Raw genomic sequence first — 22,330 nt, forward strand, 5'->3', positions numbered from 1 at the left:
AGGAAAACTTGGGTCAGTTGGTCCAGTTCAGCGGACCTTTGTCGGCAAATTCATGCACCAGGAAGTCGATGAAGGCGCGGACCTTGGGCTGGGTGAATCGGCCCGGCGGGTATACGGCGTAGATGCCCTGGGTCTCCATCGGCAGTTCGGGGATCACATCTTCAACCAGCCCATCCTTCATCGCATCTGCATAGAGGTAGCTGGGCAGGTAGGCGATCCCTAGACCGGAGACAGCGGCGTTCAGCAGCGACTGGCCGTCATTCACACTCAGCCCACCGGCGGTGCGAACCTGACGTTTTTCACCCGAAGGCGCCGTCAGTTTCCAGACATTGCCCGCCGACTGATTGGAATAGTGCAGCAGCTTGTGTTCGTTCAGATCGTCGATCTTCTGCGGGCGGCCGTGTTTTTCGAAATAGGACGGCGCCGCGATCATGCGCTTCGTCGTCTCGGTCAATTTGCGGGCGCGCAGGGTGCTGTCCTCCAGCTCTCCGATGCGGATCGCCATATCAAACCCTTCCGAGATCAGCTCCACATACCGGTTGTTCAGCACCATGTTGACGGCGATGTCCGGGAAATCCGACAGGAACTCACCCAGCACCGGGCTGAGGTGGTTCACACCAAAGTCCGTCGCCACGGAAATCCGCAGCATGCCCGAAGGCGCCGATTGCATCGAGGTCACCAGAGCATCCGCTTCACCGGCATCATTCAACACACGGCGGGCGCGGTCGTAATAGGCCAGACCGATCTCGGTCGGCGACACACGGCGGGTGGTGCGGTTCAGCAGGCGGGCGCCCAGACGGTGCTCCAGGCTCGACACGTGTTTGGACACAGCCGATTTGGAAATCCCCATCTTGCGGGCGGCATCGGTGAAGCCACCTTGATCCACCACGGTGGCAAAAGCTTCCATTTCGGTCAGGCGGTCCATTATGCGCATCCTCTGCGTGATCGTTTCGAATTCAGAAACAGATATCCGCTGCAAATCAGGCAAGATCAGGGCAACGAGGCGGCTTTGTGTGGTTCATACTGCGGAACCCCTATGGCAGTGTTATATATTTCAATTGACAAAATATTCATCCGACATACCCTTTTCCGGACTCAGACCCCTAAGAAAAAATTGTTGTGAACGGCGATTTAAAAACACGAATTACAAGCTCGACTCCATTCGAGCTGAGAGAAGATATCGCATTTAGCAAGCACGTCTTGCTGGGCAAAAATGCTGTCTACCTGACAATCTTCTTGGTCATTCCCTGGACGGTGCTTCTCCTCTTTTTGGGTGAAGTGGTCTGCGCCGTTTTGGTTCTTGGCTTCCTACCACCAAGTCTTGTTGCCTTGACGCTGTTCCGATTAGGTTCCGACAGGCTCGCGCGGATGACATGGTTGCTCAGTTCGACCACCTTGGTGACACTGATTTCATTGTTTTACGCAGGCCAAACGTCGCACGAGGTCACGTTCTTCATTCTTATGGGATTCCCGTTTTTGGTCTTCGCAGTGAAAGAAGAACGACAGCAGCTTGCAATTTCTCTGTGCTATATTCTGGTGTCAGCGATCTTGGCATTCCTTGATGCCTCTTACGGCCTTGGCGAGGTTATCGGCATTCAGCAACGCCAGCCAAACGGTTCGGCTCAGCACATCCAGTTTGGCATCTTCCTGACCGTGACAGTGCTCATTGTTTCCCAATTGGCCTATTTGGCCTACCACCTTAAGGAGTCGGGGGATGAAGTGCGGTCCGCGCTTGTTGAGGCACAATCTGCCTACAAGGCTCGCAACAAATTTCTGGCCAATATGAGCCATGAGATTCGCACGCCAATGAACGGGATCATTGGCACCTTAGATGTTTTGGAACACTCTGGGATCCAGCCCAACCAGCAGCGTTCAATGTCGACGATCCGGGAATCGGCAATGTCTCTTCTGCGCATTATTGATGATGTTCTTGATGCCAGTAAAATCGACGCTGACAAACTGGACATCGTTCCAACCAAGACTGAGATTGCCGACTTGGTGGAACAGGTGGCGCAAACGTTGATTCCGCTTTGTTCCTCACACGGGGTAGCAATCCGCTTGTTTCTGGACCCCAAAATCCCAGACTACATTGAGGTTGACGCCGTTCGTCTTCGGCAAATTCTATTGAACGTTCTGAGCAACGCGGTCAAATACTCGGCCTCTTCGCTGACAAACCGGCCGGGGGATGTTGTCCTTTTTGCGACCACGGATGGTCCAGATACCCTTTCATTCAAAGTTACAGACAATGGCATCGGCATGAGCGAAGACTTGGTTGCCACCTTCTGTGATCCCTATGTTCAGGGGCGCGAGACGCTATTTTCCTCAATCCGCGGCACCGGTCTGGGCATGGCGATCACGACAAGGCTGGTCAATCTGATGCAGGGCACATTCTCTGCACAAAGCGATGAGGGGGAAGGTACGACAATCACAATCAGCCTTCCGCTTATTCCAGTGCCTACACCAACATTGTTGCCAGATCTCAGCGGCCTCACCGTTTACTTTATCGGCCCTTCCGTCCCGGCACTCGAAAAAGGCTTGGATATTGTTGTTGGAAATGCCGGCGCCACTTGGCACCTAGCCGAAGACCTCAATGATCTGCCCGATCTACCCGCCGGGAAAGATGACGGCCCGATCTTCCTCTTACTGCCAACAACTCCAGCAGAGTTTGACCGCATCGAAGGCGAGATTCGCTCAAAGCACCCGCGCGCTGGTGTCATTCGTTGTACAACAGACAGAAGCGTGCTGATCAGACGAATGAGCAGCGGTTCTTTCATCTTCCCAGTCATGCCGATGATCCGTAACGATTTCTACTCGGCAATCGCGGAATTGGCCGGGCGCGAGGTGCCGCGACCGCCCTGGCAACAAGATGCGCCGCCACGCAAAACTGTTGCACCCCTCTCGGGCTTTCAAAGCAGAAATATTCTGGTGGTCGACGACAATGCGATCAACTTGCATGTGCTTCAGTCGCAATTAAAGCTGCTGGGCCACCATGCGGTCACCGCGTCCAACGGCCGAGAGGCGCTGTTGCAATGGCGCGCCGGGCAATTCGATCTTCTGATCACAGATGTCCAAATGCCCGAAATGTCAGGCTTCGCTCTCGCGCGGGCGATCCGTTTGCAAGAAGAAGAGTGCGAACGCCCGGCGATGCCAATCTTGGCGGTGACGGCCAACATCGAAAAAGAAAACGAGGAGCAGTTCAATCTGTCAGGAATGAACGATTGGATGTTGAAACCGATCAAATATGACGACTTGAAAAAGGCGATCGAAAGCTTAGGCCCACCAAAAACCTAAAAAATCCAAACCTCGATCACGGTGATCCAGACCGGCAGGGTCAGGGCGCTCAACAGGGTTGTCTGCGCCACCAACGTTGCCGACAATTCACGATCTGCGCCAAAACCGCCCGCCAGAACATGCGCCGCCGACGCCGTGGGCAGGGCCGCAAACAGCACCAAAGTGGCGGCAATTGCGGGCTCAAGGGACAGAAATGTCGCCATACTGAAGGCAAAGACCGGCAGCAGCAGCAGCTTGGTCGCAACGATGATGCCGGTGAACCGGTTGAGCCGCGCCAAGGCGCCCCAGTTCATCGTTGCGCCCACCGAAATCAGCGCCACTGGGATCGCGGCCTGGGACAGCATCTCTAGCGGTGCCATCATCACAGCCGGGATCTGAACTCCGCTCAACCCCACAATGACGCCCGAGATCGAAGCGATCAGGAAGGGGTTTGTCGCCACTTTGGCAACGGTGGCCCGCAACGACCCGCTGCCGCGCGACAGGGCGGTGACCGCAAAAAGGTTCGCCATCGGGATCGCCAGCCCCACCGCCACAGCCAGTTCCCCCAGCGGCGGCGCGGTCAATGTCGCCACAGCGACAAAGGCCATTGCGGTGTTAAACCGCCAGGCCACCTGCCAGGCGCCGGCAAAATCCACAAAGCGATCCGGTCCAAACCCACGCGCCAGATAGCCCGCGGCCAGACCCAGCAGTAAGATCGCCCAGACCAGTGGCCCGATCGAGGCAATGTCGCGCAGCTCAATCGGACGCGAGGAGGCGGCCACAAAGATCAGCGCTGGAAACAGGATCTCAAAGTTCAGCCGATCCAGCCCCTGCCAGGCGTTTACCGACAGCCGTTTGCGGATCAGCCCGCCCAGACCAACCATCAGGAAACTGGGCAATAGCCCCAGCAGGATCGTGATAAAAACCATTCTCAGCCCCTCTGCGCCGATCTAGGGGCAAGGCCACGCGGGCTGCAAGGAAATTCGCCGGGTGCATGCATGCTAGTTGTCGCTCCGGCCAAAGTGCCGTTCAAACTGCCGCAAGCCTTCCGGATTGAACTGCACCACACGGCTGCCCTCTTGCCTACGGGCCCAGCCGGTTGTGGTGAAATGCGTCAGCAACCCGCGCCCCAAGCGTCCGGCCAGATGAGACTCACGCGCACTCCAGTCTAGGCATTCTTTGCACAGCGGTGCGCGGCTTTTGGGCAGATCCTCCAGATCCAACCCCAGTTCACGCAGGAACGCACGTCCCTGTCCGCTGACCTCCAGATCCGGCCCAACAAGCACCCCATTCGCCACCAGGCTGCGATACATCTGTACCCCCATTTCGCCAGCCAAATGGTTGTAACAGACCCGGGCCCGCCGCAGCGCTTGGTCCTTTGGTCCCGTGCGGGTGCGCAGATGTCCCTTCCCCGCCGCCAGCCCCATCAGAGCCTCCAACACACCAGCGACCTCTTCCCCCGCCAGTGTGAAATACTTATGCCGCCCCGATTTGCGCGGACTGACCAGCCCACCCGCTTCAAGCTTCGCCAGATGGGCCGAGGCCGTGGCCCCCTGCACCCCTGCCTCCTGTGCCAGTTCACTGGCGGTCAGGGCTTTGCCACTCATCAGGGCCGCCAACATATTTGCCCGCGCCGGATCCCCGATCAGCGCAGCCACGCGGGCAATATCAGGTCCATCCTTCATCGGTATCTCCCCTGTGTATCTCTCGTGGCACAACATTGCACCGCACAGTTCGTCACAGACCGAAGCATAAACGCCAAACTAACCACTAGGAAGGGGCCATATCAGAAAGGACCTACCATGCTGACCTGCATTATCCGCTACCAGATCGACCCAACCAAGAAGACCCAGTTCGAACGCTATGCGCAGAACTGGGGGCAAGCGATCCCGCGCAACGGCGCCGAGCTGATCGGTTACTACGCCCCACACGAGGGCTCCTCGACCCTTGCTTACGGGATTTACAACATCGACAGCCTGGCCGCTTATGAGGCCTACCGCACCCGCCTGGCCGCCGACCCCTTGGGCCAAGAGAACTATGAATTTGCCCAACGCGAGAAGTTCATCTTGCGCGAAGACCGCACCTTCCTGAAACTGGCCTCTGCACCCCACAGCCCCCCCGCCAGCCCAAAAGGAGCCCGCCCATGATCGCTGTCATCTTTGAGGTCGAAATCGCTGATGGCCAGCGCGATGCCTATCTGGATATCGCCGCTGAGCTGAAGCCCCTGCTGCAACAGATCGACGGCTTCCTTTCGGTCGAACGGTTCGAAAGCCTCAACCAGCCGGGCAAGCTCTTGTCGCTTTCCTTCTGGCGGGATGAGGCGGCAGTGCAAGACTGGCGCGCCTTGGCCGAACACCGCGTGGCGCAATCCAAAGGCCGTGCAGGTATTTTTGCGGGCTATCGCCTGCGGGTCGCCGAGGTGGCCCGCGATTACGGTATGGATGACCGGGCTGAGGCCCCCGGTGACTCGCAAGCCACACATGGCTAAGGATCTGGCGGGCAGACCTTGCCCGCCCAACGCCAGTGCCGTAGATCAGACCTACCGTAACCCGGAGATTTTATGTCCCGTTGAGACATGGCAGCTTTGAAGTGATCCGTTGATGGATCACAGGTGCGATCCACCAGCTGCCCCCCACGTTTGACACCTAAGCCCTGCCCATCTGGCAGGAGGTTGGCGCGTGGCCTTTCTCAACTTCGCCTCGAACAGAGGCAACAGACATGAAAGCAAGATCAACAATGATCCGAGCATTTACCGCAACCGACACTGACGCCGTTATGCAGGCCTGGCACAAGGCCAGCGCCCTGGCCCATCCGTTTCTCAGCAATGATCTGATCGCCAAGGCCGACGCGCTGATCCGCAACACCTTCCTGCCGATGGCAGAGACTGCCGTCCTAGAACAAGACGGGCAGGTTATGGGCTTCATCGCACTTCTTGGCCATCAGGTGGGTGGGCTGTTTCTGGACCCGGCCTATCACGGCCGCGGTCTCGGCAAGGCCCTGATGGACCACGCCGCCCAAAGCCATCCGGTTCTGGAGCTCGAGGTGTTCCGCGACAATACCATCGGACGCCGCTTCTACGCGACCTACGGCTTTGAAGAGCTGGAGGAAAAGATCGACGGCTTCTCCGGACTGCCCGTTTTGCACCTGCGCTACGCCCAAGACTAAAGCAACAGGCGGGGGCCATCAGGCCCCCGTCGCCCTAAGGCCTGTCGCACTTTGCGCTGAAACACCGCTTCACGGTAGGGCCATCGCACCAAACGCTCCACAATCGGGCGCTCAAAGATTGAAGTCTCCTCCGCGGCAGGGTGCCATCGGCTGCCATCAGCGTCTATTCAAGCGTACCCTTCCCGGTTTTCCGATCTGCCGTTCCAACTGCAAAACACGCGAAAAGGGGCCCAACCAGCCCCCTTTCATCTTGCCAAAACTACTCTGGGGGAATTGGCCGACAGGCCAAGGGGGCAACGCCCCCTCCCCGATCAGAGTTACAGCGAAGCCGCCAGTCGGGTGCCCTGATTGATCGCCCGCTTCGCATCCAGCTCTGCTGCCACATCGGCGCCGCCGATCACGTGGCAGGTTACCCCTTCGGCCTCCAAAGCATCCGCCAGCGAACGGTCGCTGATCTGACCGGCGCAGAGCACCACAGTGTCACATTCGATCACACGCGGGTTTTCGCGCGCTTCGCCAAAGCTGATGTGCAGCCCCGCATCGTCGATGCGCTCGTAGTTAACGCCGCCGATCATCTCGACCTCTTTCATCTTGAGCGCCACGCGGTGGATCCAGCCGGTGGTTTTGCCCAGTCCTTTGCCTAGCGCCTTGGCTTTACGCTGCATCAAGGTTACCTGACGGGTGGGGGCCTCGGGCTGCGGACCGGCTTCGGCCAGACCGCCACGGGTCTGTTCCGGATCACCAACCCCCCATTCTTTCATCCATTCCGGCAGGTCCAGCGTTGGGCTGTCGCCGGTTACCAGATACTCCGTCACGTCAAAGCCGATGCCGCCAGCCCCGATCACAGCCACCTTCTGACCCACCTCGGTCTTGTCGCGCAGCACGTCGATATAGCTCAGCACATTGGCGCGGTCCTGTCCGGGAATACCGGGATCGCGCGGCACCACGCCGGTGGCGATAATCACCTCGTCAAAGCCTTTCAGGTCGTCGACATCAGCCTCCACACCCAGTTTCACAGTGACACCCGCCGCGGCGACCATTTCCTCAAACCAGTCGACCAGCCCGTGGAACTCTTCCTTGCCGGGCACCTGCCGCGCCATGTTCAGCTGCCCGCCCACCCGGTTGGCACGGTCAAACAGGGTCACGTCATGGCCTCGTTCCGCTGCTGTCATCGCCGCTGACAGCCCCGCTGGGCCTGCACCAACGATGCCAATGGATTTCACCGCCTCGGTGGGGGTGATCGCCAGTTCGGTTTCATGACAGGCGCGAGGATTGACAAGGCAAGAAGTCAACTTACCGCTGAAGGTGTGGTCCAGACAGGCTTGATTGCAGCCGATGCAGGGGGCGATCTGGGCGGCTTTGCCCGTCTCGGCCTTGACCACAAAATCCGCGTCCGCCAGCAATGGCCGCGCCATCGAGACCATATCAGCGCAGCCTTCGGCCAGCACATCTTCGGCCACATCGGGCATGTTGATCCGGTTCGAGGTGATGACCGGAATGCCCACCTTGCCCATCAGTTTCTTGGTCACCCAGGCAAAGGCGCGGCGCGGCACTGAGGTGGCGATGGTCGGCACCCGCGCCTCATGCCAGCCAATGCCGGTGTTGATGATGGTGGCGCCAGCCTGCTCTACCGCCTGCGCCAGTTCCACCACCTCTTCGTGGGTGGAGCCATTGGGCACCAGATCGATCATCGACAGTCGGTAGATGATGATAAACTTCTCGCCCACGGCTTCACGTGTACGGCGCACCACCTCAATGGGCAGGCGCATCCGGTTTTCATAAGATCCGCCCCAGCGGTCTTCGCGTTTGTTGGTATGGGTGACAAGGAACTGGTTCAGGAAGTAGCCCTCGGACCCCATAATCTCGACACCATCATAGCCCGCCTTCTGGGCCAGCGCAGCGGCGTTGACGATATCGGCGATCTGCTTCTCGATCCCCTCTTCATCCAGCTCTTGTGGCGGGAAAGGTGAGATCGGCGATTTCACCGGGCTGGGCGCCACACATTTCGGCGAATAGGCATAGCGGCCTGCGTGCAGGATCTGCATGGCGATCTTGCCGCCAGCATCATGCACCGCCTTGGTGATGACGGAGTGGTTTTCCACATCCTGATCCTTGGTCATCATCGCCGCACCGGGCAGCACCGATCCCTCAAGGTTCGGGCCAATGCCCCCTGTCACCATCAGCGCCACACCGCCACGGGCGCGGGCGGCATAGAACTCGGCCACACGCGGCCAGTCCTTGGTTTCCTCCAGCCCGGTGTGCATCGAGCCCATAAGGACGCGGTTTTTCAATGTGGTGAAGCCCAGATCCAACGGGGCAAGTAGGTGCGGATAATCTGACATGGCGTGCCTCCCTGCGGTTGCCGGCCAGTTGGCCACGGCACGCGGTCAAAGTCACGTCGGACGCCGCGTAAGATTGACGTAAGGGGTTGCTACGTCACCTTTACGAGTCGTCCGTCGACTGCGCGCCTTTTTCACGCACAAGCTTTTCTAAAGCCAACACAGTCAACTTGACCGACGTGGCATCTGCCGTCCCCAACCCCATGTGAACCTCCACGACGGAGGCAAGGTACCGTTCGGCCTCAAGCCGCGTCGCTCCGTTTTGCAACATCCCAAAAGCTTTGACCAAATAGGTATCGTATTCATCCACTGGCGCATCGGTGGTGCTCTCAATGTCGTCGATATCAACTAGGTCGCGCAGGCCAATCGGATCCCAAGTGGACCAGCCGATCTTCCTCAAGGCATAAACATCGCTTTTTTTCATTTTTTGTTCTCGGGATCCAGGTCCGGCAGACGGTTGCGGATCAGGGAAGATTTCACAATCGAGGTATGGGTCTCCGCCCGTTCATGCAGGGGCAGCAGGATCTCATCCAGTTCTGCCACCTTCACCAACATCAGCCGCGCCACAAAACAATCCTCCCCCGTCACCCGATCACAGGCAGTGAAGCGTGGCTCCAGTCGGATCATCTCTTCCACGGCGTGCATCTGTTTCGACCGGGGCTTGATGCGGACGATGGCCTCCATCGTGTAGCCCAGCGCCTCGGGGTCGATGCGGGCGGTGAAGCCTTCGATCACCCCCGCCTCCTGCAGGCGACGCAGGCGTTCGCCCACTGCGGGGCCGGACAGGCCCACGGTTTTGCCGATCTCCGCCAGCGGCGCACGGGCGTCGGCAGCCAGAACGGCGATGATGTCACGGTCGGTTTGATCAAGGACTTTCATGATGAAAGCACTATCATACCATTACCCCCAATGCCGAAAGAAATTTCCTCAATCACCTTTCACTCCAACGGGGACAGCAGGCTTTTCCCAACCTATCCTGCCGTTAACTTGGAAAGGGTATTCATTATGGACATCAAACATATCGCCGCCTTCAGCACAGGTGACAAAGGCGGCAACCCCGCCGGTGTGGTTATGGGCGACAGCCACCCCAGCGAGGCAGAGATGCGCCGGATTGCGGCGGAACTGAATTATTCCGAAACCGTGTTTGCCATGCCGGTGGACGATGCGCAGAATCATTGGCGGGCCCGCTATTTCTCGCCCGAGTCCGAGGTGCCGTTTTGCGGCCATGCCACCATCGCCCTGGGTGCTGTGTTGGGCCAACACGCTGGGGCTGGGCGATATCAGCTGCGCCTGAATGAAGCGGAGATTAGTGTCGAAGCCACCCCCACCGACGTCGGCATGACCGCAACGCTGGCCTCCCCCCCAACCCGCAGCCGCGACCTACACCCCGAGGAACTGCGCGATGCGCTAGGCCTCTTTGGATTGACCGAGGCGGATCTGGACAGCCGTTTGCAGCCCGCGTTCATCCACGGCGGGGCAGATCATTTCCTGCTGCCGCTGCGCAGCCGCGCCACGCTGGCCGCCATGTCCTATGATCTGGATGTGGGCCGTGAGATGATGAACCGGTATGGCATCGTGACAGTGATGCTGGTCTACATCCGCGAAGACCGCGTGTTTGACGTGCGCAACGCCTTTGCCTCGGGCGGCGTGCTGGAAGACCCCGCAACCGGCGCGGCGGCGGCGGCGTTTGCCGGACGTCTGCGTGAAGTTGGGTGGCCACACGGGGGCAGTTTCACTCTGCATCAGGGTGAAGACATGGGCGCGCCGTCGCGGATCCATGTCAGCTTGAGTGACGAGGCCGGATCGTCGGTGCAGGTCACCGGCACAGCGCGGGACATGCGGGGCTAACCTCGAAAAACCCAACCCCGAAAAACAAAGGGCGGCCCAACCGGACCGCCCTTTCATAGCTTAACAACATTTGCCGCTGGTCGCAGGTTTCGGTGTGCAACAGCTGCTGGCCTTAGGGTTCTCTGCCACTTCAACCTTTGCTGCAGGCACCGCTGTTTCTGCGGCCACCGCTTTGGGCATATTCACCCGCTGTGACAGTTTCTCCAGGCTCTCCACCCGCTCCGAGTAGCGATCCACCAGATAACCCGCCTGCGAGCGCGTGAGCAGGGTGAACTTGGTCAGCTCTTCCATCACATCGACAACGCGATTGTAGAACGGCCCCGGTTTCATCCGATCGTCGCCATCAAACTCGTCCCAGGCTTTGGCCACGGAGGATTGGTTCGGAATGGTGATCAACCGCATCCAGCGGCCCAGAATGCGCAGCTGGTTCACCGTATTGAAACTCTGCGAGCCGCCTTCGACCTGCATGATCGCCAGAGTCTTGCCCTGTGTCGGTCGTATGCCTCCAATGGGCGCCAGTGGGATCCAGTCGATCTGGGTTTTCATGATGCCCGTCATCGCGCCGTGCCGTTCCGGCGAACACCAGACCATGCCTTCGGACCACATCACCAGATCGCGCAACTCCTGCACCTTGGGATGGTCCGCCTCAGCGTCATCGGGCAAAGGCAGGCCGGACGGGTTGAACACACGGGTCTCACAGCCCAAACGTTCCAGAATGCGCGCCGCCTCTTCCACCATCAGCCGCGAAAAGCTGCGCTGCCGCAGCGATCCGTAAAGCAACAGGATCCGCGGTTTATGCGTGGCGCGTTCCGCTGGGAACAGCTTGGATTCGTCAATCGGATGCAGGCTCTCATCCAGAATGTTGGGGGTCGTGGTGCCCGTCGTGGCGCCCGTCGTTGCTTCAGTCAACGCGCTCTCCTTTTTCGTTCAAGATCATCTCCCCGTCTTCTTTGTAGAGCGGCCCTTTGGGCAGTTGGTCGAGGAGATCCAGCACCGCCTCAGACGGGCGGCACAGCTTCACACCTTTTGGCGTGCAGACGATGGGCCGGTTCACCAGCACGGGGTGTTCCAGCATGTGATCGAGCAGCACGTCATCCGACACCGCAGGGTCCAGCAGGCCCAGCTCTTTGGCGGGAGATTTGCTGGTCCGCAGCGCCGTACGCGGCGTCAGATCCGCCGCAGCAAACAGCGCCAGCAATTGCGGACGGGTCCAGCCGGTGTTGAGATAATCGATCACAACCGGCTCGGCCCCACTGGCGCGGATGATCTCCAGCACATTGCGCGAGGTGCCACAGGCGGGGTTGTGGTGGATGACAACACTCATGCCTCTGCCTCTGCCGTTTCGGCGTCCGTGGCAGGGGTGAACAGCACACCTGCGATCACCAGCGCCACCAACGCCCCGGCGATCTGCGCCAGAATGAAACTGGACACGTCCACAGGTGCAATGCCGGCAAATGTATCGGTGAAGGCGCGGCCAATGGTGACCGCCGGATTGGCGAAAGAAGTCGAGGCGGTGAACCAATAGGCGGCGGTGATATAGAGACCCACCATGACGGCAACGCTTTCACTGCGGAACCGCACCGCGCCAAGGATCGTCATCAACAGGCCAAAGGTGGCAACACCTTCCGCAAACCACTGCGCCCCGCCCGTGCGGGAGGTGGTGGAATATTGCACGATCGACAGATCAAACATGCCATGCGCCACCATGCTGCCCAGCACAGCCCCAACGCTTTGCAACACCACATAGGGGGCCAGTTCTGCCCAACGCAATTCGCCCCGCAGCGCCATCACCAGAGACACCGCTGGATTGAAATGCGCGCCAGAGATGGGACCAAAAATCGTGATCAGCACCACCAGAATGGCCCCTGTCGGGATCGTATTGCCCAAGAGCGCCAGTGCCACATCATCGGTCAGCTTGTCGGCCATGATGCCGGAACCCACAACGGTGCAAACCAGCAGGAGGGTGCCCAGACCCTCGGCGATCAGACGGCGGAGGAGATCCTGTTTCATGCCGCCCCCTCCAATTCGGAGCCGATCTGGGTCAGCGCCTTTTTCTGCGCGGCAGTGTCCATGTCCTCCAGCGGCAGCGCCAGAAACGCCTCAACGCGGGCTTTCATGCGGACATGGGCCAGCCGGAAGGCGCTGCGGTTTTCTTCGTCCGTTTCGCCCGCCCCTGTAGGATCAGGGATACCCCAATGCGCAGACAGAGGTGCGCCAGCCCAATAGGGGCAGGTTTCCCCAGCTGCGGAACTACAGACGGTGATGACGTAGTCCATTTGCACCGCGCCTTCGCCCGAAAACTCATCCCAGCTTTTGGAACGCACATAGGAGGTGTCGTAGCCAAGCCCGTCGAGCAGTTCGACGGCAAATGGGTTCGGCGTGCCAGTGGGCTGCGATCCGGCAGAAAAAGCGCGGAAACGCCCCTTGCCCAATTCATTGATCAGCACTTCCCCCAGAACCGAGCGGGCGGAATTGCCAGTGCAGAGCACCAGCACGTTTTTGATGTCACCCATCACAGGGATCCTTCTGTTCGAGCCCGCTTAGCAGCAGGCAATGTCATCCAGTATTGGGCGGCAGAGATCGGGATTGCCGCCGCAACAGTCCTCCATCAGGAAGCCAAGCAAACCGCGCAGCCCCTGCATATCCACGAAATACCGGATGGAGCGCCCTTCCCGCGTGTTGCGCACCAAGCCGGCCTGATGCAGCACTGAAAGGCTGGCCGACATGGTGTTCTGCTTCACCCCCAAGGCGTCCGAAATTTCCCCGGCGGCCATGCCTTCTGTGCCGGCTTTGATCAGCAGGCGGAAAGCATCCAGCCGGTTGGCTTGGGACAGGGCGGCGAAAGCGGCGAGAGCGGTCATCTTATCCATATTTCATGAATTATTGATATGACTAGTGGGCGCAAGTAAAAATCCTATGACAATCCGCAAGTTCCACCCTCTTCGGGAAAAAAATCATCCGCCCCCTTGCAAACTGACATACCTGTAAGTAAGTCTATCGACATGAAAGACGCGATTCTCACACTTGGCGAACAGCAGCTTATGACGGGCGGCTATGGCAAACTGAACTTTGGTCAGATTGCCAAGGCGCTGGATACCACGCGGGCCAACCTGCACTACCACTTCAAGAACAAGGAAAGCCTTGCGATTGCGGTGGCCGAGGAATTTGGCACCCGCCAGGTTGCCGGTTTCCACGCCTTGCGGGCAGCCTACAAAGGCAATTTTGCCGGCTTTGTGCAGGCGCTGGATGACAGTTTTTGGGCTGCTGAGACTGACCCGGAAAACCTGCGCAGCTGCACCATGATGGCGGCGGACCCCGATCTGCCCAAACCGCTGCGGGTGCTGACCGAAGCGTTCTACCGCGATGTGAACAACAGCCTGGTAGCCACCTTGCAGGACGCCAAAGCCGCCGGTGAGATCCGCGGTGACGTGGACTGCCAGCGGGAGGCAAACCGCGTCCACACCCTGATGATGGGGCTCATGACCTCGATCCAGCATATGCCCGACCGGGACAGTGCCCGTGCGGCGCTAGGCGGGCTATTAACCGACTGGGCGGAGCGCCTGAAATAGGCCTCCGTTCTTTTTAACCCCTCAAACTTACCTACATGTAAGTAAATATCTCGAAAGGACCACCTTATGAAAATCCTCCTGATCGGCGCCACCGGCATCATTGGCAGCGCAATCCACACCGCACTTGCGGCAGAACATGACGTGATCACCGCCGGACGCGGCGCAGCGGCAGACCACCCGCTGGATCTGGGTGATACCGCTTCGGTCAAGGCGCTGTTTGAGGCCACCGGCCCGCTTGACGCGATCATCGCTGCCGCCGGTTCTGCCGGAATGGTGCCACTGTCCGACATGACCGATGCGCAGATGGATGCCGCGCTCGAAGTCCAGATGAAAGGCCAGCTGAACCTGATCCGCTACGGCCATAAGGTGCTCCCCAAGGACGGCGCGATCATCCTGACCTCGGGCACAGCTGCGCAACACACCTATCCCGGCACCTCCGCCATTGCCGCCTCCTGCGCCGCATTGGAAGCCTTTGTCCGCGTCGCCACAGCCGAGTTGACCGAGGTGCGCATCAACCTCGTGTCGCCAATCTTTGTGAAAGAAACCATGGAAAAAATGGGCATGCCGGAATTGGGTGTGGTTTCCGCTGCGGACACCGCACAGGCCTATCTGCGCGCCCTCAAAGGCGAGATGCGCGGCGAAGTCCTGACCACCATGGACGCGTAAGGAGCCCCTGTGATGACACAGTATACCCATCCAAAATACGGCACTGTCCTGCGCACGCCGGACAATGCCTTCGCCAATCTGCCAGATTACCCCTTTGAACCCAACTACATGGAAGTGGACGAGCTGCGGCTGCACTATGTGGACGAAGGAGAGGCGGTGAACGGCACCCTGTTTTTGATGCACGGTCAGCCCAGCTGGTCCTATCTTTACCGCCACATGATCCCGCAGTTTGTCGCTGCGGGCTACCGGGTGATTGCGCCTGATCTGATCGGTTTTGGCAAATCCGACAAACCGGCCGCGGGCAAGGTCTATTCCTATCAGGCCCATGTTGACTGGATCGCCGCGTTTGTTGGCAAGCTGGGCATCACCGGGGCCAATGCGTTTTTCCAGGACTGGGGCGGGATGATCGGCCTGCGGGTGATGGAAAAACACCCGACCTGGATCAAACGGATGACCGTGGCCAATACGGCCCTGTCGGATGTCAAAGGCCCGATGAAACTGATGCTGCCGAACATCCTGCGGCTGATGCGGTTCTTTGCGGGCAAGCCCACAATCGCGGATCTGGCGCAGAAGCAGAGCTACGGAAACTGGGCGGGCTATTTCAAACACAGCGCGCGTATCGAGATCAGCAAAGTCATGCAGATCCTGACCACCAAAACACTGACAACCGCCGAGGTTGCCGCTTATGACGCGCCCTTCCCCGACAGCCGCTATCACGCTGCCACCCGCGTCATGCCGCAGATTGTGGCAACCCAGTTGAACGCGGCTCAGGCGGCCTGGGAACATCTGCGCCAGTCACAGGTGCCGACGCTTGTTCTGTTCAGTGACAAAGACCCGTTTCTGGCGGGGCAAGGCATTGATCAGCAGTTCATGGCCCTGCCCGGCGCTTCTGGCCAGCCGCATGTTGAGATCGAAAACGCCTCGCACTTCCTGCAGGAAGACGCGGGAGTCGAGCTGGCAACGCGGGTCTTAGCGTGGATGGCACAGGAGGCCAGCCCCCGTCAGGCCGCGTGATCTGAGAGCTGATTACAGCGTTTCCAAACAGTGGCGGCGGAACGCGCGTTTCAGCATATCCAGCTCCTCCCGCAGGAGCTGGACCTCCGCCCGGATATCATCGGCCAGCGCCTCTCCGGCCAGAATAGCAAAACTGCTCAGCACATCGCCGCTGTCCGTATCGCGGATCAGAAAGGTCTGCACACCGTCCGACAGCAACTCGACGGGCACCGGGACTTTCACCACAAATTCCCCAGCCTCCCCAACAGCTTGCAGCGAATGACCGGGCACCTGTTTTTCCAGATGTGTGACCTCGATCTTGGGCTGGTAGCGCCCCGGACGGTTGGTCTGCAAAACCCCTTCCCAGACACCTTCGATCAAGCGTGTTTTGGTCAGTTGCATCTCGCTCATCTCTCGGCGTCCTTATAGTTCAGCGCGTGGCCGGCGCGAGAAGGTCAGATCCCGCAGCACCACCTGGTTCATTTCGGGGCCTTCAAAGATCAGATCCAGCCAGGCCTTTTCCACCCGCTTCTCGTTCAGCTTGGTATAGGCGAGGTCAAACTCGACCATGATGTCCTCTTCGTGCAGCGGCAGTTCCCGCACGATTTGTTCGGTGTTGGGGCCGTGTTTGATATTGAGGCGGGCAAAGATCTCCAGTGGTTTTTCCATCTCCACAATGGTGTCCATCCGCAACAGATGCCGCCGTTTCAGCCCCTGCACCGCCTCGGGCGGCAGATCGATGACCAGCGACAGGAACGAGCCGTCAAATTTGAACACGTCCATCCGCAACCCATAGGGGGCCAGATCGGCCTCGCGGGTGTTGCGCAGCTGGCGCAGGGTCAGCTCGGAAAAGGCGCAGTCGTGAAACAGGGTGACTTCCTCGCCCAGTTGGCTTTGGTTCTGCACACTCGACAGACCGGGCACCGGCAGCTATCCACGCCACAATTGCGGCCGCCAGCCCCAGTCCGACCCCTGTGGGCGGCGAAACTGGGTGGAGCCGATCATCGGCAGCGCCAGACGTTCATCGGCGACATGGATCAGCTCATTAAGGTGGGTGCGCAGCTCACGGGCTTTGCTGCGCTGGCCGCGCAGCTGGTCCAACGGCGCCGCAGATGCCTCTTGTGCGGCTTTGGCCCAGCGCCGTTTGAACCGCCCAGCCAGCATTGATTTGAAAAGATCGCCACCCGTCAACCGCGCCATAATGATCGGCTTCCTCATAAAATCCCGCGCCCGAGGGGCGACATGTTTCACGGCAATATACGACCAAAGATGTTGGACAGTATAGAGTTAGCTTTCTTCTTTGTTGCTTTTTGCGAAACAATAACAGACGTCGTTCCGGGACGTGCAACCGGACGCAAGACCCCGCTGGCGGTGCGCCGCCCGGGCTGTTCTGCATCCTGTGGCAGCGCGGCCAGGGTCACGGTTTCGCTCTGCGGCGCCTGAACAGAGACAACCCGCGCACGCAGCGGGCTTTCTTCACGGATCCGTTCTGCCAGCCACATCAGCTGGGTCAGCCCCTTCTCACCGGTGGCGGCGCTACTTTTGGCACCATAAAGCGCCAGCCCAACGATATGGCCGTTGATCACCATGATCCCGCGCCAATGCAACGGGTCACTTTCTGCCGACAGCGCCTCCAGATCCTGCACCTGCACCACGGTCAGGCCGTCACCATGCAACCGGCGCAGAACCTTGCGATCCCCCAAGGCCACCGCAATTTCCGAAGCGCTGGGTTCCGGCGCATCCCCTTCCCGTGGCAGGGCTGAGACGGTCATCACCACAGGTTCGACCTGATAGCCACTGACAAATCCGGTCAGTTGCTCGCAGGAGGCAAGCAGCGCAAAACCACCGGACTTACGGGCCTTCAGACTGTCTTTCTGGATGCAATAGCCCTGCGGCGCGGCCACGATGACCTCTCCGCCGGCCAGGGCGGCGCGGTCCAGAACATTGTCCCGTGGCCCTTGTTCGACAGGCCCAACAGAGAGGCACCCCGACATAACAAAACTCAATCCAAGCGCAGGAACAATGCGCCAATGCTTCTGTGAAAGCCCCCCGATGGCCTCACCCTCCCAGGTCTTATGTGTGAGGGTTCCCCCCTCCGCGCAGTGGCAGCCGCGCTTGTTTGCGCAAAGAGGTATCCGATGCAAAGCCGCGACCTCAAGCCGCTTTCCACCGCTGCCCCCTGTTGTCCCGCGAGGTGTGTCGTTAGGGTCATCGCTGAGGAGCCGAGCATGTCGCCAAACCCAACGGGGCCGTACCGCGCCCACGAACAGTTCATCGCCCCTGCCCGGGATGGCGCGCCTTGGCGGGTGATCCCCGGCATCGTGTTGATTTGCGCGCTTTATCTGAGCCTTTTGTGGTTTCTTCAGGCCGCTTTGGCAACGCTGTTGCCGCCGCCTGTCTTTGAGGCCTTTCGCAGCGAAGTGCAGACCGGCGAAACCGCTATTGGGGCGCTGTATCTCTTGTTCAGCTTTGGCCTGATGGCTGTGGCGGTGATGCTTGTGACCGTCCAGATGCACCGTCGCTCCCCGCTCGGGCTGTTTGGCCCTTTGCGGCAGATGGTCAGCCAGGGCGGCGCGGTGCTGGTGATGCTGATTGGCCTCACGGCGATGATCTGGATCCTGCCCCCGTCGGAGTTTCCCAGCCCCCTGCCCGCGGCGCGTCCCTTTGCATCCTGGGCCGTTTGGCTGCCATTGGCGATCCCTGCGCTGCTGATCCAGACCACAACCGAAGAGCTGGTGTTTCGCGGCTACCTGCAACAGCACCTCGCCGCGCATTTCCGCCATCCGGTTTTGTGGATGGGGTTGCCCGCCCTGCTGTTCGGCCTGCTACATTACCGCCCCGAGGCGAGGGAAAACGCCTGGATTCTGGTCCTGTGGGCCGCCGCCTTTTCGCTGATCGCCGCCGATCTGACTGCACGGGCAGGCACCTTGGGGCCTGCAATCGCGCTGCATTTCGCCTCAAACGCCGTGGCCATTCTGCTGGTGTCGCAAGACCCCGCCTTGTCCGGTCTGGCGCTGATAGCGGCCCCTGTAGATCTGTCCGATCCCGCCGTAGTGCGCCCGGCGCTGCTGCTGGATGTCGCCGTTTTGCTGCTGGGCTGGTTGACGGCGCGGCTGGTTCTGCGACGGTAGCGCCATGAACCGCCCCTCCGCCTATCAGCCCCACCTGCCCTACATCGCGCCTGCGCTGCCCAGCAATGATCTGCTGCGGCTGGCGATTGGTTTTGTGCTGATTGAGACAGGCTACAAATTCGGCCTGCAAGCCGTCGATGCGCTGCTGACCTCCCCGGGTCTGGCCGAGGGGTACTACAACGGCACCACACGTGGCGGGTTGCTGTTGCAACTGTTCAGCTTTGGCCTGCTGGCGCTGGCGGTGGGATTTGTCACCCATCACCTGCACCGCCGTCCCGCCTGGACCTTGATCGGACCGCCGCAACAAGCCTGGCAGGACCTGCGCAAAGTAACCTGGGCGGGGCTGATGGCCTTTCTGGTGATCGAGGTGGCACCGCCGTTCTATTCCTACGCCGAGGGGGACTGGAACGCGCCGCTCCTCTGGCTCACCACCCTGCCGCTGGCGATGTTTGCACTGCTGATCCAAACCGGCGCCGAAGAGCTGCTTTATCGCGGCTACTTCCAGCAGCAGCTGGCCGCACGGTTCCGTTCACCGCTGGTCTGGATGGTGGTGCCCAACCTGTTCTTTGCTGCGGCCCATTGGAACAATGCCAGCACAACAAATGAGGCGCTGGACTATGTCACCTGGGCCTTTTTCTTTGGCCTCGCCGCCTCGGATTTGACAGCACGCAGCGGCACCATCGGGGCGGCGATCGGATTTCACCTGGCCAACAACGCCTTTGCCTTCCTGTTCTTTAATGAAGCTGGCGGCATGGATTCGGGACTGGCCCTGCTGCTGTTCCCCGCCAGCGAAAGCCTACTGCCCCCGTCGGCCGCCGAAGCCCCCTTTCCATCCTGGAGACTGGTGCAAGAACTGGGGGTTATGCTGATTATCTGGCTCTCGGCCCGAATTGCCATCAAGCGTTGATTGCATTTCCGTTACGTCGGGCTTATTTGACTAGCTCACGAACGCAGCAAGCAGGGCAACCGCTCATGAACTGGATCACCAACTATGTCCGTCCCCGGATCAACTCGATTTTCTCGCGTCGCGAGGTGCCCGAGAATCTGTGGACCAAATGCGGCGAATGCGGAACCATGCTGTTCCATCGTGAACTGGCCGACAATCTGAACGTCTGCACCAACTGTGATCACCACATGGCAATCACCCCACGTGACCGGTTCAACAACCTGTTTGACGGCGGTGCCTTTGCCGAGGTGGACGTGCCCGCGCCCACCACCGACCCGCTGCAATTCCGCGATCAGAAAAAATACCCTGAACGCATGAAGGCCGCGCAGAAGAAAACCGGTGAGAAAGAGGCCATGCTGGTCGCAACCGGTGAAATCGGTCGCACCCCAATTGTCGCCGCCTGTCAGGATTTCTCGTTCATGGGTGGGTCGATGGGCATGTATGTCGGTAACGCCATCATCGCCGCCGCTGAAAAAGCGGTTGAGCTGAAGCGTCCGCTGATCCTGTTCTCCGCCGCTGGCGGCGCCCGCATGCAGGAAGGCATCCTGTCGCTGATGCAGATGCCGCGCACCACTGTGGCCGTGCAGATGCTGAAAGAGGCAAACCTGCCCTACATCGTTGTGCTGACCCACCCCACCACCGGTGGTGTGACCGCGTCTTACGCAATGCTGGGCGACGTGCAGATTTCCGAACCCAATGCGCTGATCTGTTTCGCCGGTCCCCGTGTGATCGAACAGACCATCCGCGAAAAGCTGCCCGAAGGCTTCCAGCGCGCCGAATACCTGCTGGATCACGGCATGCTGGACCGCGTGACCAAACGCACCGAGATGCGCGAAGAGTTGATCACCATCACCCGCATGCTGCTGGGTCTGCCCCCGGCGATCAAAGGCGACCTGCCCGCACCGGAAGCGTCTGACAATGCCGAAGAGAGCCTCTCCGAGGCGCTCACCAGCGAAGTGTCCGACGCGAAATGAAGCAGGGTTCCGACGCCGTGCTTGCACGGATGATGGCGCTGCATCCCAAAATCATCGATCTGACGCTGGACCGGGTCTGGCGTCTGCTTGACGCTTTGGACAATCCGCAAAATGCGCTGCCGCCGGTGATCCATATCGCCGGCACCAATGGCAAAGGCTCAACCCAGGCCATGATCCGGGCGGGCCTTGAGGCGGCGGGCAACACGGTCCATGCCTATACTTCGCCGCATCTGGCCCGTTTTCATGAGCGGATCCGCCTGGCCGGGGATCTGATCTCTGAGGTGCATCTGACCGAGATCCTGGATGAGTGCTACGCCAAGAACGACGGCGGCAACATCACCTATTTCGAAATCACCACCTGCGCCGGCCTGCTGGCCTTTGCCCGCACCCCTGCTGACTACACCCTGCTGGAGGTGGGCCTGGGGGGGCGGCTGGACGCGACCAATGTGATCGACCAGCCCGAACTGACCATCATCACCCCGATCTCGATCGACCATGAGCAATTCCTTGGCAACACGCTGACCAAGATCGCCGGTGAAAAGGCCGGCATCATCAAACGGGGCGTCCCCTGTGTTGTCGGGCCGCAGCCCGAAGAAGCCATGGATGTGATCGAAGCCACCGCCGCCCGTCTCGGCGCGCCGCTGATCGCCTATGGCCAGCATTGGCACGTCTGGGAAGAGCGCGGCCGCCTGATCTATCAGGACGAACGTGGTCTGCTGGACCTGCCGCTGCCAAACCTGCCGGGCGCTCACCAAATCCAGAACGCCGGTGCCGCCATCGCAGCGCTGCGCCATCTGGGCAAGGATGACAATGCCGCCGAGGCCGCTGTGACGCAGGCGTTCTGGCCCGCCCGCATGCAGCGCCTTGTCGATGGCCCCCTGGTGGAGGCCGCCCCTCAGGCCGAACTGTGGCTTGATGGTGGCCACAACCCTGCCGCCGGTCAGGCCATTGGCACCCATCTGGCCAGCCTGCCAAAACGTCCGACCCATCTGATCTGCGGTATGCTCAACACCAAGGACATCTCGGGCTACCTGACCCCGATGATGCCCCATGTCGCCAGCCTGACCGCCGTGTCGATCCCAGACGAGCAGAACACCCTGCCCGCAGACGAAACCGCGCGCATGGCCCGCGCCGTCGGTATGCGGGCCTCTGAGGCCGACGATGTCCACAGCGCGCTGGCAGCGATCATCGCGGCCGAGCCCAACGCACGGGTGCTGATCTGCGGCTCGCTTTATCTGGCGGGTGCGATTTTGCGAGAAAATGGCTAACGAATCGCTCTGTTGACTGATTCGCCCTGATTCGCTTAAGCTCGAATCAGTGCATTCGAGGGCAGCGAGCCGCTGTATGTGTCGCCGGAACGATACTGGGGGGGACACAATCGACGGGTTGGCAGGCAGGACAAGAAAGAGGGGTCGGGGCAACGGCCCCC

Annotated in this window: 25 protein-coding genes and 1 pseudogene; 12 read left to right on the forward strand and 14 right to left on the reverse strand. The window is 60.0% G+C overall.

Annotated features, from left to right (window positions below; translation table 11 throughout):
- Positions 1-13 precede the first annotated feature (13 nt).
- Positions 14-925 (reverse strand): LysR family transcriptional regulator, encoded by a 912-nt coding sequence (locus SIC14_RS03415; RefSeq protein WP_412564431.1) that lies wholly within the window; start codon positions 923-925, stop codon positions 14-16.
- A gap of 194 nt (positions 926-1,119) precedes the next feature.
- Here SIC14_RS03415 and SIC14_RS03420 point away from each other — a divergent pair, with 194 nt between their 5' ends.
- Entirely contained in the window at positions 1,120-3,291 is a 2,172-nt protein-coding gene (locus SIC14_RS03420) for a hybrid sensor histidine kinase/response regulator (protein WP_412564432.1), read from the forward strand.
- Here the strand turns inward: SIC14_RS03420 and SIC14_RS03425 are convergent.
- The gene (locus tag SIC14_RS03425) at positions 3,288-4,199 is read right to left on the reverse strand and encodes an AEC family transporter (protein ID WP_412564433.1); all 912 of its coding nucleotides are present in this window, start codon (positions 4,197-4,199) and stop codon (positions 3,288-3,290) included. The two genes, SIC14_RS03420 and SIC14_RS03425, sit on opposite strands and share 4 nt — an antisense overlap.
- Positions 4,200-4,271: 72 nt before the next feature.
- Positions 4,272-4,955, reverse strand: coding sequence for an ArsR/SmtB family transcription factor (locus SIC14_RS03430; RefSeq protein ID WP_412564434.1), 684 nt, complete (start codon positions 4,953-4,955; stop codon positions 4,272-4,274).
- 117 nt (positions 4,956-5,072) lie between these two features.
- On the opposite strand from SIC14_RS03430, the gene SIC14_RS03435 reads away from it, so the two are divergent.
- The 3 genes from SIC14_RS03435 (at position 5,073) to SIC14_RS03445 (ending at position 6,435) form a co-directional block, all read left to right on the forward strand.
- Positions 5,073-5,417, forward strand: coding sequence for an NIPSNAP family protein (locus SIC14_RS03435; protein ID WP_412564435.1), 345 nt, complete (start codon positions 5,073-5,075; stop codon positions 5,415-5,417).
- Positions 5,414-5,758, forward strand: a complete 345-nt coding sequence (locus SIC14_RS03440; protein WP_412564436.1) for an antibiotic biosynthesis monooxygenase family protein — start codon at positions 5,414-5,416, stop codon at positions 5,756-5,758. The genes SIC14_RS03435 and SIC14_RS03440 overlap by 4 nt, the downstream gene beginning before the upstream one ends.
- Before the next feature lie 248 nt (positions 5,759-6,006).
- Positions 6,007-6,435, forward strand: a complete 429-nt coding sequence (locus SIC14_RS03445) for a GNAT family N-acetyltransferase (RefSeq protein ID WP_412564437.1) — start codon at positions 6,007-6,009, stop codon at positions 6,433-6,435.
- Positions 6,436-6,752: 317 nt separating this feature from the next.
- On the opposite strand, the gene SIC14_RS03450 is transcribed toward SIC14_RS03445, so the two are convergent.
- From SIC14_RS03450 to SIC14_RS03460, 3 genes are all read right to left on the reverse strand, one after another.
- Positions 6,753-8,777: an FAD-dependent oxidoreductase gene (locus tag SIC14_RS03450; RefSeq protein WP_412564438.1), complete on the reverse strand. Its 2,025-nt coding sequence runs from the start codon at positions 8,775-8,777 to the stop codon at positions 6,753-6,755.
- A 100-nt stretch (positions 8,778-8,877) separates the two neighbouring features.
- The gene (locus SIC14_RS03455; RefSeq protein WP_412564439.1) at positions 8,878-9,198 is read right to left on the reverse strand and encodes a hypothetical protein; all 321 of its coding nucleotides are present in this window, start codon (positions 9,196-9,198) and stop codon (positions 8,878-8,880) included.
- Complete coding sequence (locus SIC14_RS03460; protein ID WP_412564440.1) at positions 9,195-9,653, reverse strand: Lrp/AsnC family transcriptional regulator; 459 nt, start codon at positions 9,651-9,653, stop codon at positions 9,195-9,197. Before SIC14_RS03460 ends, SIC14_RS03455 begins: the two co-directional genes overlap by 4 nt.
- 126 nt (positions 9,654-9,779) lie before the next feature.
- Between SIC14_RS03460 and SIC14_RS03465 the strand changes: the two genes are divergently transcribed.
- On the forward strand, positions 9,780-10,622 hold the full coding sequence (locus tag SIC14_RS03465; protein WP_412564441.1) for a PhzF family phenazine biosynthesis protein: 843 nt from the start codon (positions 9,780-9,782) through the stop codon (positions 10,620-10,622).
- 60 nt (positions 10,623-10,682) lie between these two features.
- Here the strand turns inward: SIC14_RS03465 and arsH are convergent, their stop codons facing one another.
- From arsH to SIC14_RS03490, 5 genes are read right to left on the reverse strand one after another with little or no spacing between them, the layout of a single operon-like run.
- Positions 10,683-11,531 carry an arsenical resistance protein ArsH gene (gene arsH / locus SIC14_RS03470; protein WP_412564442.1) on the reverse strand — a complete coding sequence of 283 codons (849 nt, stop codon included), beginning with the start codon at positions 11,529-11,531 and terminating at the stop codon, positions 10,683-10,685.
- Complete coding sequence (gene arsC / locus SIC14_RS03475; protein WP_412564443.1) at positions 11,524-11,946, reverse strand: arsenate reductase (glutaredoxin); 423 nt, start codon at positions 11,944-11,946, stop codon at positions 11,524-11,526. The genes arsH and arsC overlap by 8 nt, the downstream gene beginning before the upstream one ends.
- Complete coding sequence (locus tag SIC14_RS03480) at positions 11,943-12,632, reverse strand: aquaporin (RefSeq protein ID WP_412564444.1); 690 nt, start codon at positions 12,630-12,632, stop codon at positions 11,943-11,945. The genes arsC and SIC14_RS03480 overlap by 4 nt, the downstream gene beginning before the upstream one ends.
- The gene (locus SIC14_RS03485) at positions 12,629-13,135 is read right to left on the reverse strand and encodes an arsenate reductase ArsC (RefSeq protein WP_412564445.1); all 507 of its coding nucleotides are present in this window, start codon (positions 13,133-13,135) and stop codon (positions 12,629-12,631) included. The genes SIC14_RS03480 and SIC14_RS03485 overlap by 4 nt, the downstream gene beginning before the upstream one ends.
- A gap of 27 nt (positions 13,136-13,162) precedes the next feature.
- Entirely contained in the window at positions 13,163-13,492 is a 330-nt protein-coding gene (locus SIC14_RS03490) for an ArsR/SmtB family transcription factor (RefSeq protein ID WP_412564446.1), read from the reverse strand.
- 132 nt (positions 13,493-13,624) lie between these two features.
- On the opposite strand from SIC14_RS03490, the gene SIC14_RS03495 reads away from it, so the two are divergent.
- The 3 genes from SIC14_RS03495 to SIC14_RS03505 all read left to right on the forward strand — a co-directional run bounded on the left by SIC14_RS03495 (position 13,625) and on the right by SIC14_RS03505 (position 15,871).
- On the forward strand, positions 13,625-14,191 hold the full coding sequence (locus SIC14_RS03495) for a TetR/AcrR family transcriptional regulator (protein WP_412564447.1): 567 nt from the start codon (positions 13,625-13,627) through the stop codon (positions 14,189-14,191).
- Between the two features lie 66 nt (positions 14,192-14,257).
- A complete protein-coding gene (locus SIC14_RS03500) occupies positions 14,258-14,857 on the forward strand; it encodes a short chain dehydrogenase (RefSeq protein WP_412564448.1) in 600 nt (199 codons plus the stop codon).
- 12 nt (positions 14,858-14,869) lie between these two features.
- On the forward strand, positions 14,870-15,871 hold the full coding sequence (locus tag SIC14_RS03505; protein ID WP_412564449.1) for a haloalkane dehalogenase: 1,002 nt from the start codon (positions 14,870-14,872) through the stop codon (positions 15,869-15,871).
- Positions 15,872-15,883: 12 nt separating this feature from the next.
- On the opposite strand, the gene SIC14_RS03510 is transcribed toward SIC14_RS03505, so the two are convergent.
- The 3 genes and pseudogenes from SIC14_RS03510 to SIC14_RS03520 form a co-directional block, all read right to left on the reverse strand.
- Complete coding sequence (locus SIC14_RS03510) at positions 15,884-16,261, reverse strand: hypothetical protein (protein ID WP_412564450.1); 378 nt, start codon at positions 16,259-16,261, stop codon at positions 15,884-15,886.
- A 12-nt stretch (positions 16,262-16,273) separates the two neighbouring features.
- Positions 16,274-17,014: pseudogene (locus SIC14_RS03515) on the reverse strand (DUF6478 family protein).
- Between the two features lie 83 nt (positions 17,015-17,097).
- A complete protein-coding gene (locus SIC14_RS03520) occupies positions 17,098-17,844 on the reverse strand; it encodes a hypothetical protein (RefSeq protein WP_412564451.1) in 747 nt (248 codons plus the stop codon).
- A gap of 234 nt (positions 17,845-18,078) precedes the next feature.
- Here SIC14_RS03520 and SIC14_RS03525 point away from each other — a divergent pair, with 234 nt between their 5' ends.
- The 4 genes from SIC14_RS03525 to SIC14_RS03540 all read left to right on the forward strand — a co-directional run bounded on the left by SIC14_RS03525 (position 18,079) and on the right by SIC14_RS03540 (position 22,169).
- Complete coding sequence (locus SIC14_RS03525; RefSeq protein ID WP_412564452.1) at positions 18,079-18,981, forward strand: CPBP family intramembrane glutamic endopeptidase; 903 nt, start codon at positions 18,079-18,081, stop codon at positions 18,979-18,981.
- A gap of 4 nt (positions 18,982-18,985) precedes the next feature.
- Positions 18,986-19,888 carry a CPBP family intramembrane glutamic endopeptidase gene (locus tag SIC14_RS03530; RefSeq protein ID WP_412564453.1) on the forward strand — a complete coding sequence of 301 codons (903 nt, stop codon included), beginning with the start codon at positions 18,986-18,988 and terminating at the stop codon, positions 19,886-19,888.
- 65 nt (positions 19,889-19,953) lie between these two features.
- On the forward strand, positions 19,954-20,901 hold the full coding sequence (accD, locus tag SIC14_RS03535; protein ID WP_412564454.1) for an acetyl-CoA carboxylase, carboxyltransferase subunit beta: 948 nt from the start codon (positions 19,954-19,956) through the stop codon (positions 20,899-20,901).
- Entirely contained in the window at positions 20,898-22,169 is a 1,272-nt protein-coding gene (locus SIC14_RS03540) for a bifunctional folylpolyglutamate synthase/dihydrofolate synthase (RefSeq protein ID WP_412564455.1), read from the forward strand. Before accD ends, SIC14_RS03540 begins: the two co-directional genes overlap by 4 nt.
- Positions 22,170-22,330 lie beyond the last annotated feature (161 nt).

The sequence above is a fragment of the Thalassobius sp. MITS945101 genome, from assembly GCF_047123305.1.
GTDB lineage: Bacteria > Pseudomonadota > Alphaproteobacteria > Rhodobacterales > Rhodobacteraceae > Thalassobius.

Excerpts from the sequence above, each read along its gene's own strand:
- SIC14_RS03540 (WP_412564455.1), top strand. The coding sequence starts at position 20,898 with ATGAAGCAGGGTTCCGACGCCGTGCTTGCACGGATGATGGCGCTGCAT.
- SIC14_RS03490 (WP_412564446.1), bottom strand. The coding sequence starts at position 13,492 with ATGGATAAGATGACCGCTCTCGCCGCTTTCGCCGCCCTGTCCCAAGCC.
- SIC14_RS03435 (WP_412564435.1), top strand. The coding sequence starts at position 5,073 with ATGCTGACCTGCATTATCCGCTACCAGATCGACCCAACCAAGAAGACC.
- SIC14_RS03465 (WP_412564441.1), top strand. The coding sequence starts at position 9,780 with ATGGACATCAAACATATCGCCGCCTTCAGCACAGGTGACAAAGGCGGC.
- SIC14_RS03460 (WP_412564440.1), bottom strand. The coding sequence starts at position 9,653 with ATGAAAGTCCTTGATCAAACCGACCGTGACATCATCGCCGTTCTGGCT.
- SIC14_RS03505 (WP_412564449.1), top strand. The coding sequence starts at position 14,870 with ATGACACAGTATACCCATCCAAAATACGGCACTGTCCTGCGCACGCCG.
- SIC14_RS03500 (WP_412564448.1), top strand. The coding sequence starts at position 14,258 with ATGAAAATCCTCCTGATCGGCGCCACCGGCATCATTGGCAGCGCAATC.
- SIC14_RS03520 (WP_412564451.1), bottom strand. The coding sequence starts at position 17,844 with ATGTCGGGGTGCCTCTCTGTTGGGCCTGTCGAACAAGGGCCACGGGAC.
- arsC (WP_412564443.1), bottom strand. The coding sequence starts at position 11,946 with ATGAGTGTTGTCATCCACCACAACCCCGCCTGTGGCACCTCGCGCAAT.
- SIC14_RS03480 (WP_412564444.1), bottom strand. The coding sequence starts at position 12,632 with ATGAAACAGGATCTCCTCCGCCGTCTGATCGCCGAGGGTCTGGGCACC.
- SIC14_RS03495 (WP_412564447.1), top strand. The coding sequence starts at position 13,625 with ATGAAAGACGCGATTCTCACACTTGGCGAACAGCAGCTTATGACGGGC.
- SIC14_RS03440 (WP_412564436.1), top strand. The coding sequence starts at position 5,414 with ATGATCGCTGTCATCTTTGAGGTCGAAATCGCTGATGGCCAGCGCGAT.
- SIC14_RS03445 (WP_412564437.1), top strand. The coding sequence starts at position 6,007 with ATGATCCGAGCATTTACCGCAACCGACACTGACGCCGTTATGCAGGCC.
- SIC14_RS03530 (WP_412564453.1), top strand. The coding sequence starts at position 18,986 with ATGAACCGCCCCTCCGCCTATCAGCCCCACCTGCCCTACATCGCGCCT.
- SIC14_RS03455 (WP_412564439.1), bottom strand. The coding sequence starts at position 9,198 with ATGAAAAAAAGCGATGTTTATGCCTTGAGGAAGATCGGCTGGTCCACT.
- SIC14_RS03485 (WP_412564445.1), bottom strand. The coding sequence starts at position 13,135 with ATGGGTGACATCAAAAACGTGCTGGTGCTCTGCACTGGCAATTCCGCC.
- SIC14_RS03425 (WP_412564433.1), bottom strand. The coding sequence starts at position 4,199 with ATGGTTTTTATCACGATCCTGCTGGGGCTATTGCCCAGTTTCCTGATG.
- SIC14_RS03430 (WP_412564434.1), bottom strand. The coding sequence starts at position 4,955 with ATGAAGGATGGACCTGATATTGCCCGCGTGGCTGCGCTGATCGGGGAT.
- accD (WP_412564454.1), top strand. The coding sequence starts at position 19,954 with ATGAACTGGATCACCAACTATGTCCGTCCCCGGATCAACTCGATTTTC.
- SIC14_RS03525 (WP_412564452.1), top strand. The coding sequence starts at position 18,079 with ATGTCGCCAAACCCAACGGGGCCGTACCGCGCCCACGAACAGTTCATC.
- SIC14_RS03415 (WP_412564431.1), bottom strand. The coding sequence starts at position 925 with ATGGACCGCCTGACCGAAATGGAAGCTTTTGCCACCGTGGTGGATCAA.
- SIC14_RS03510 (WP_412564450.1), bottom strand. The coding sequence starts at position 16,261 with ATGAGCGAGATGCAACTGACCAAAACACGCTTGATCGAAGGTGTCTGG.
- SIC14_RS03450 (WP_412564438.1), bottom strand. The coding sequence starts at position 8,777 with ATGTCAGATTATCCGCACCTACTTGCCCCGTTGGATCTGGGCTTCACC.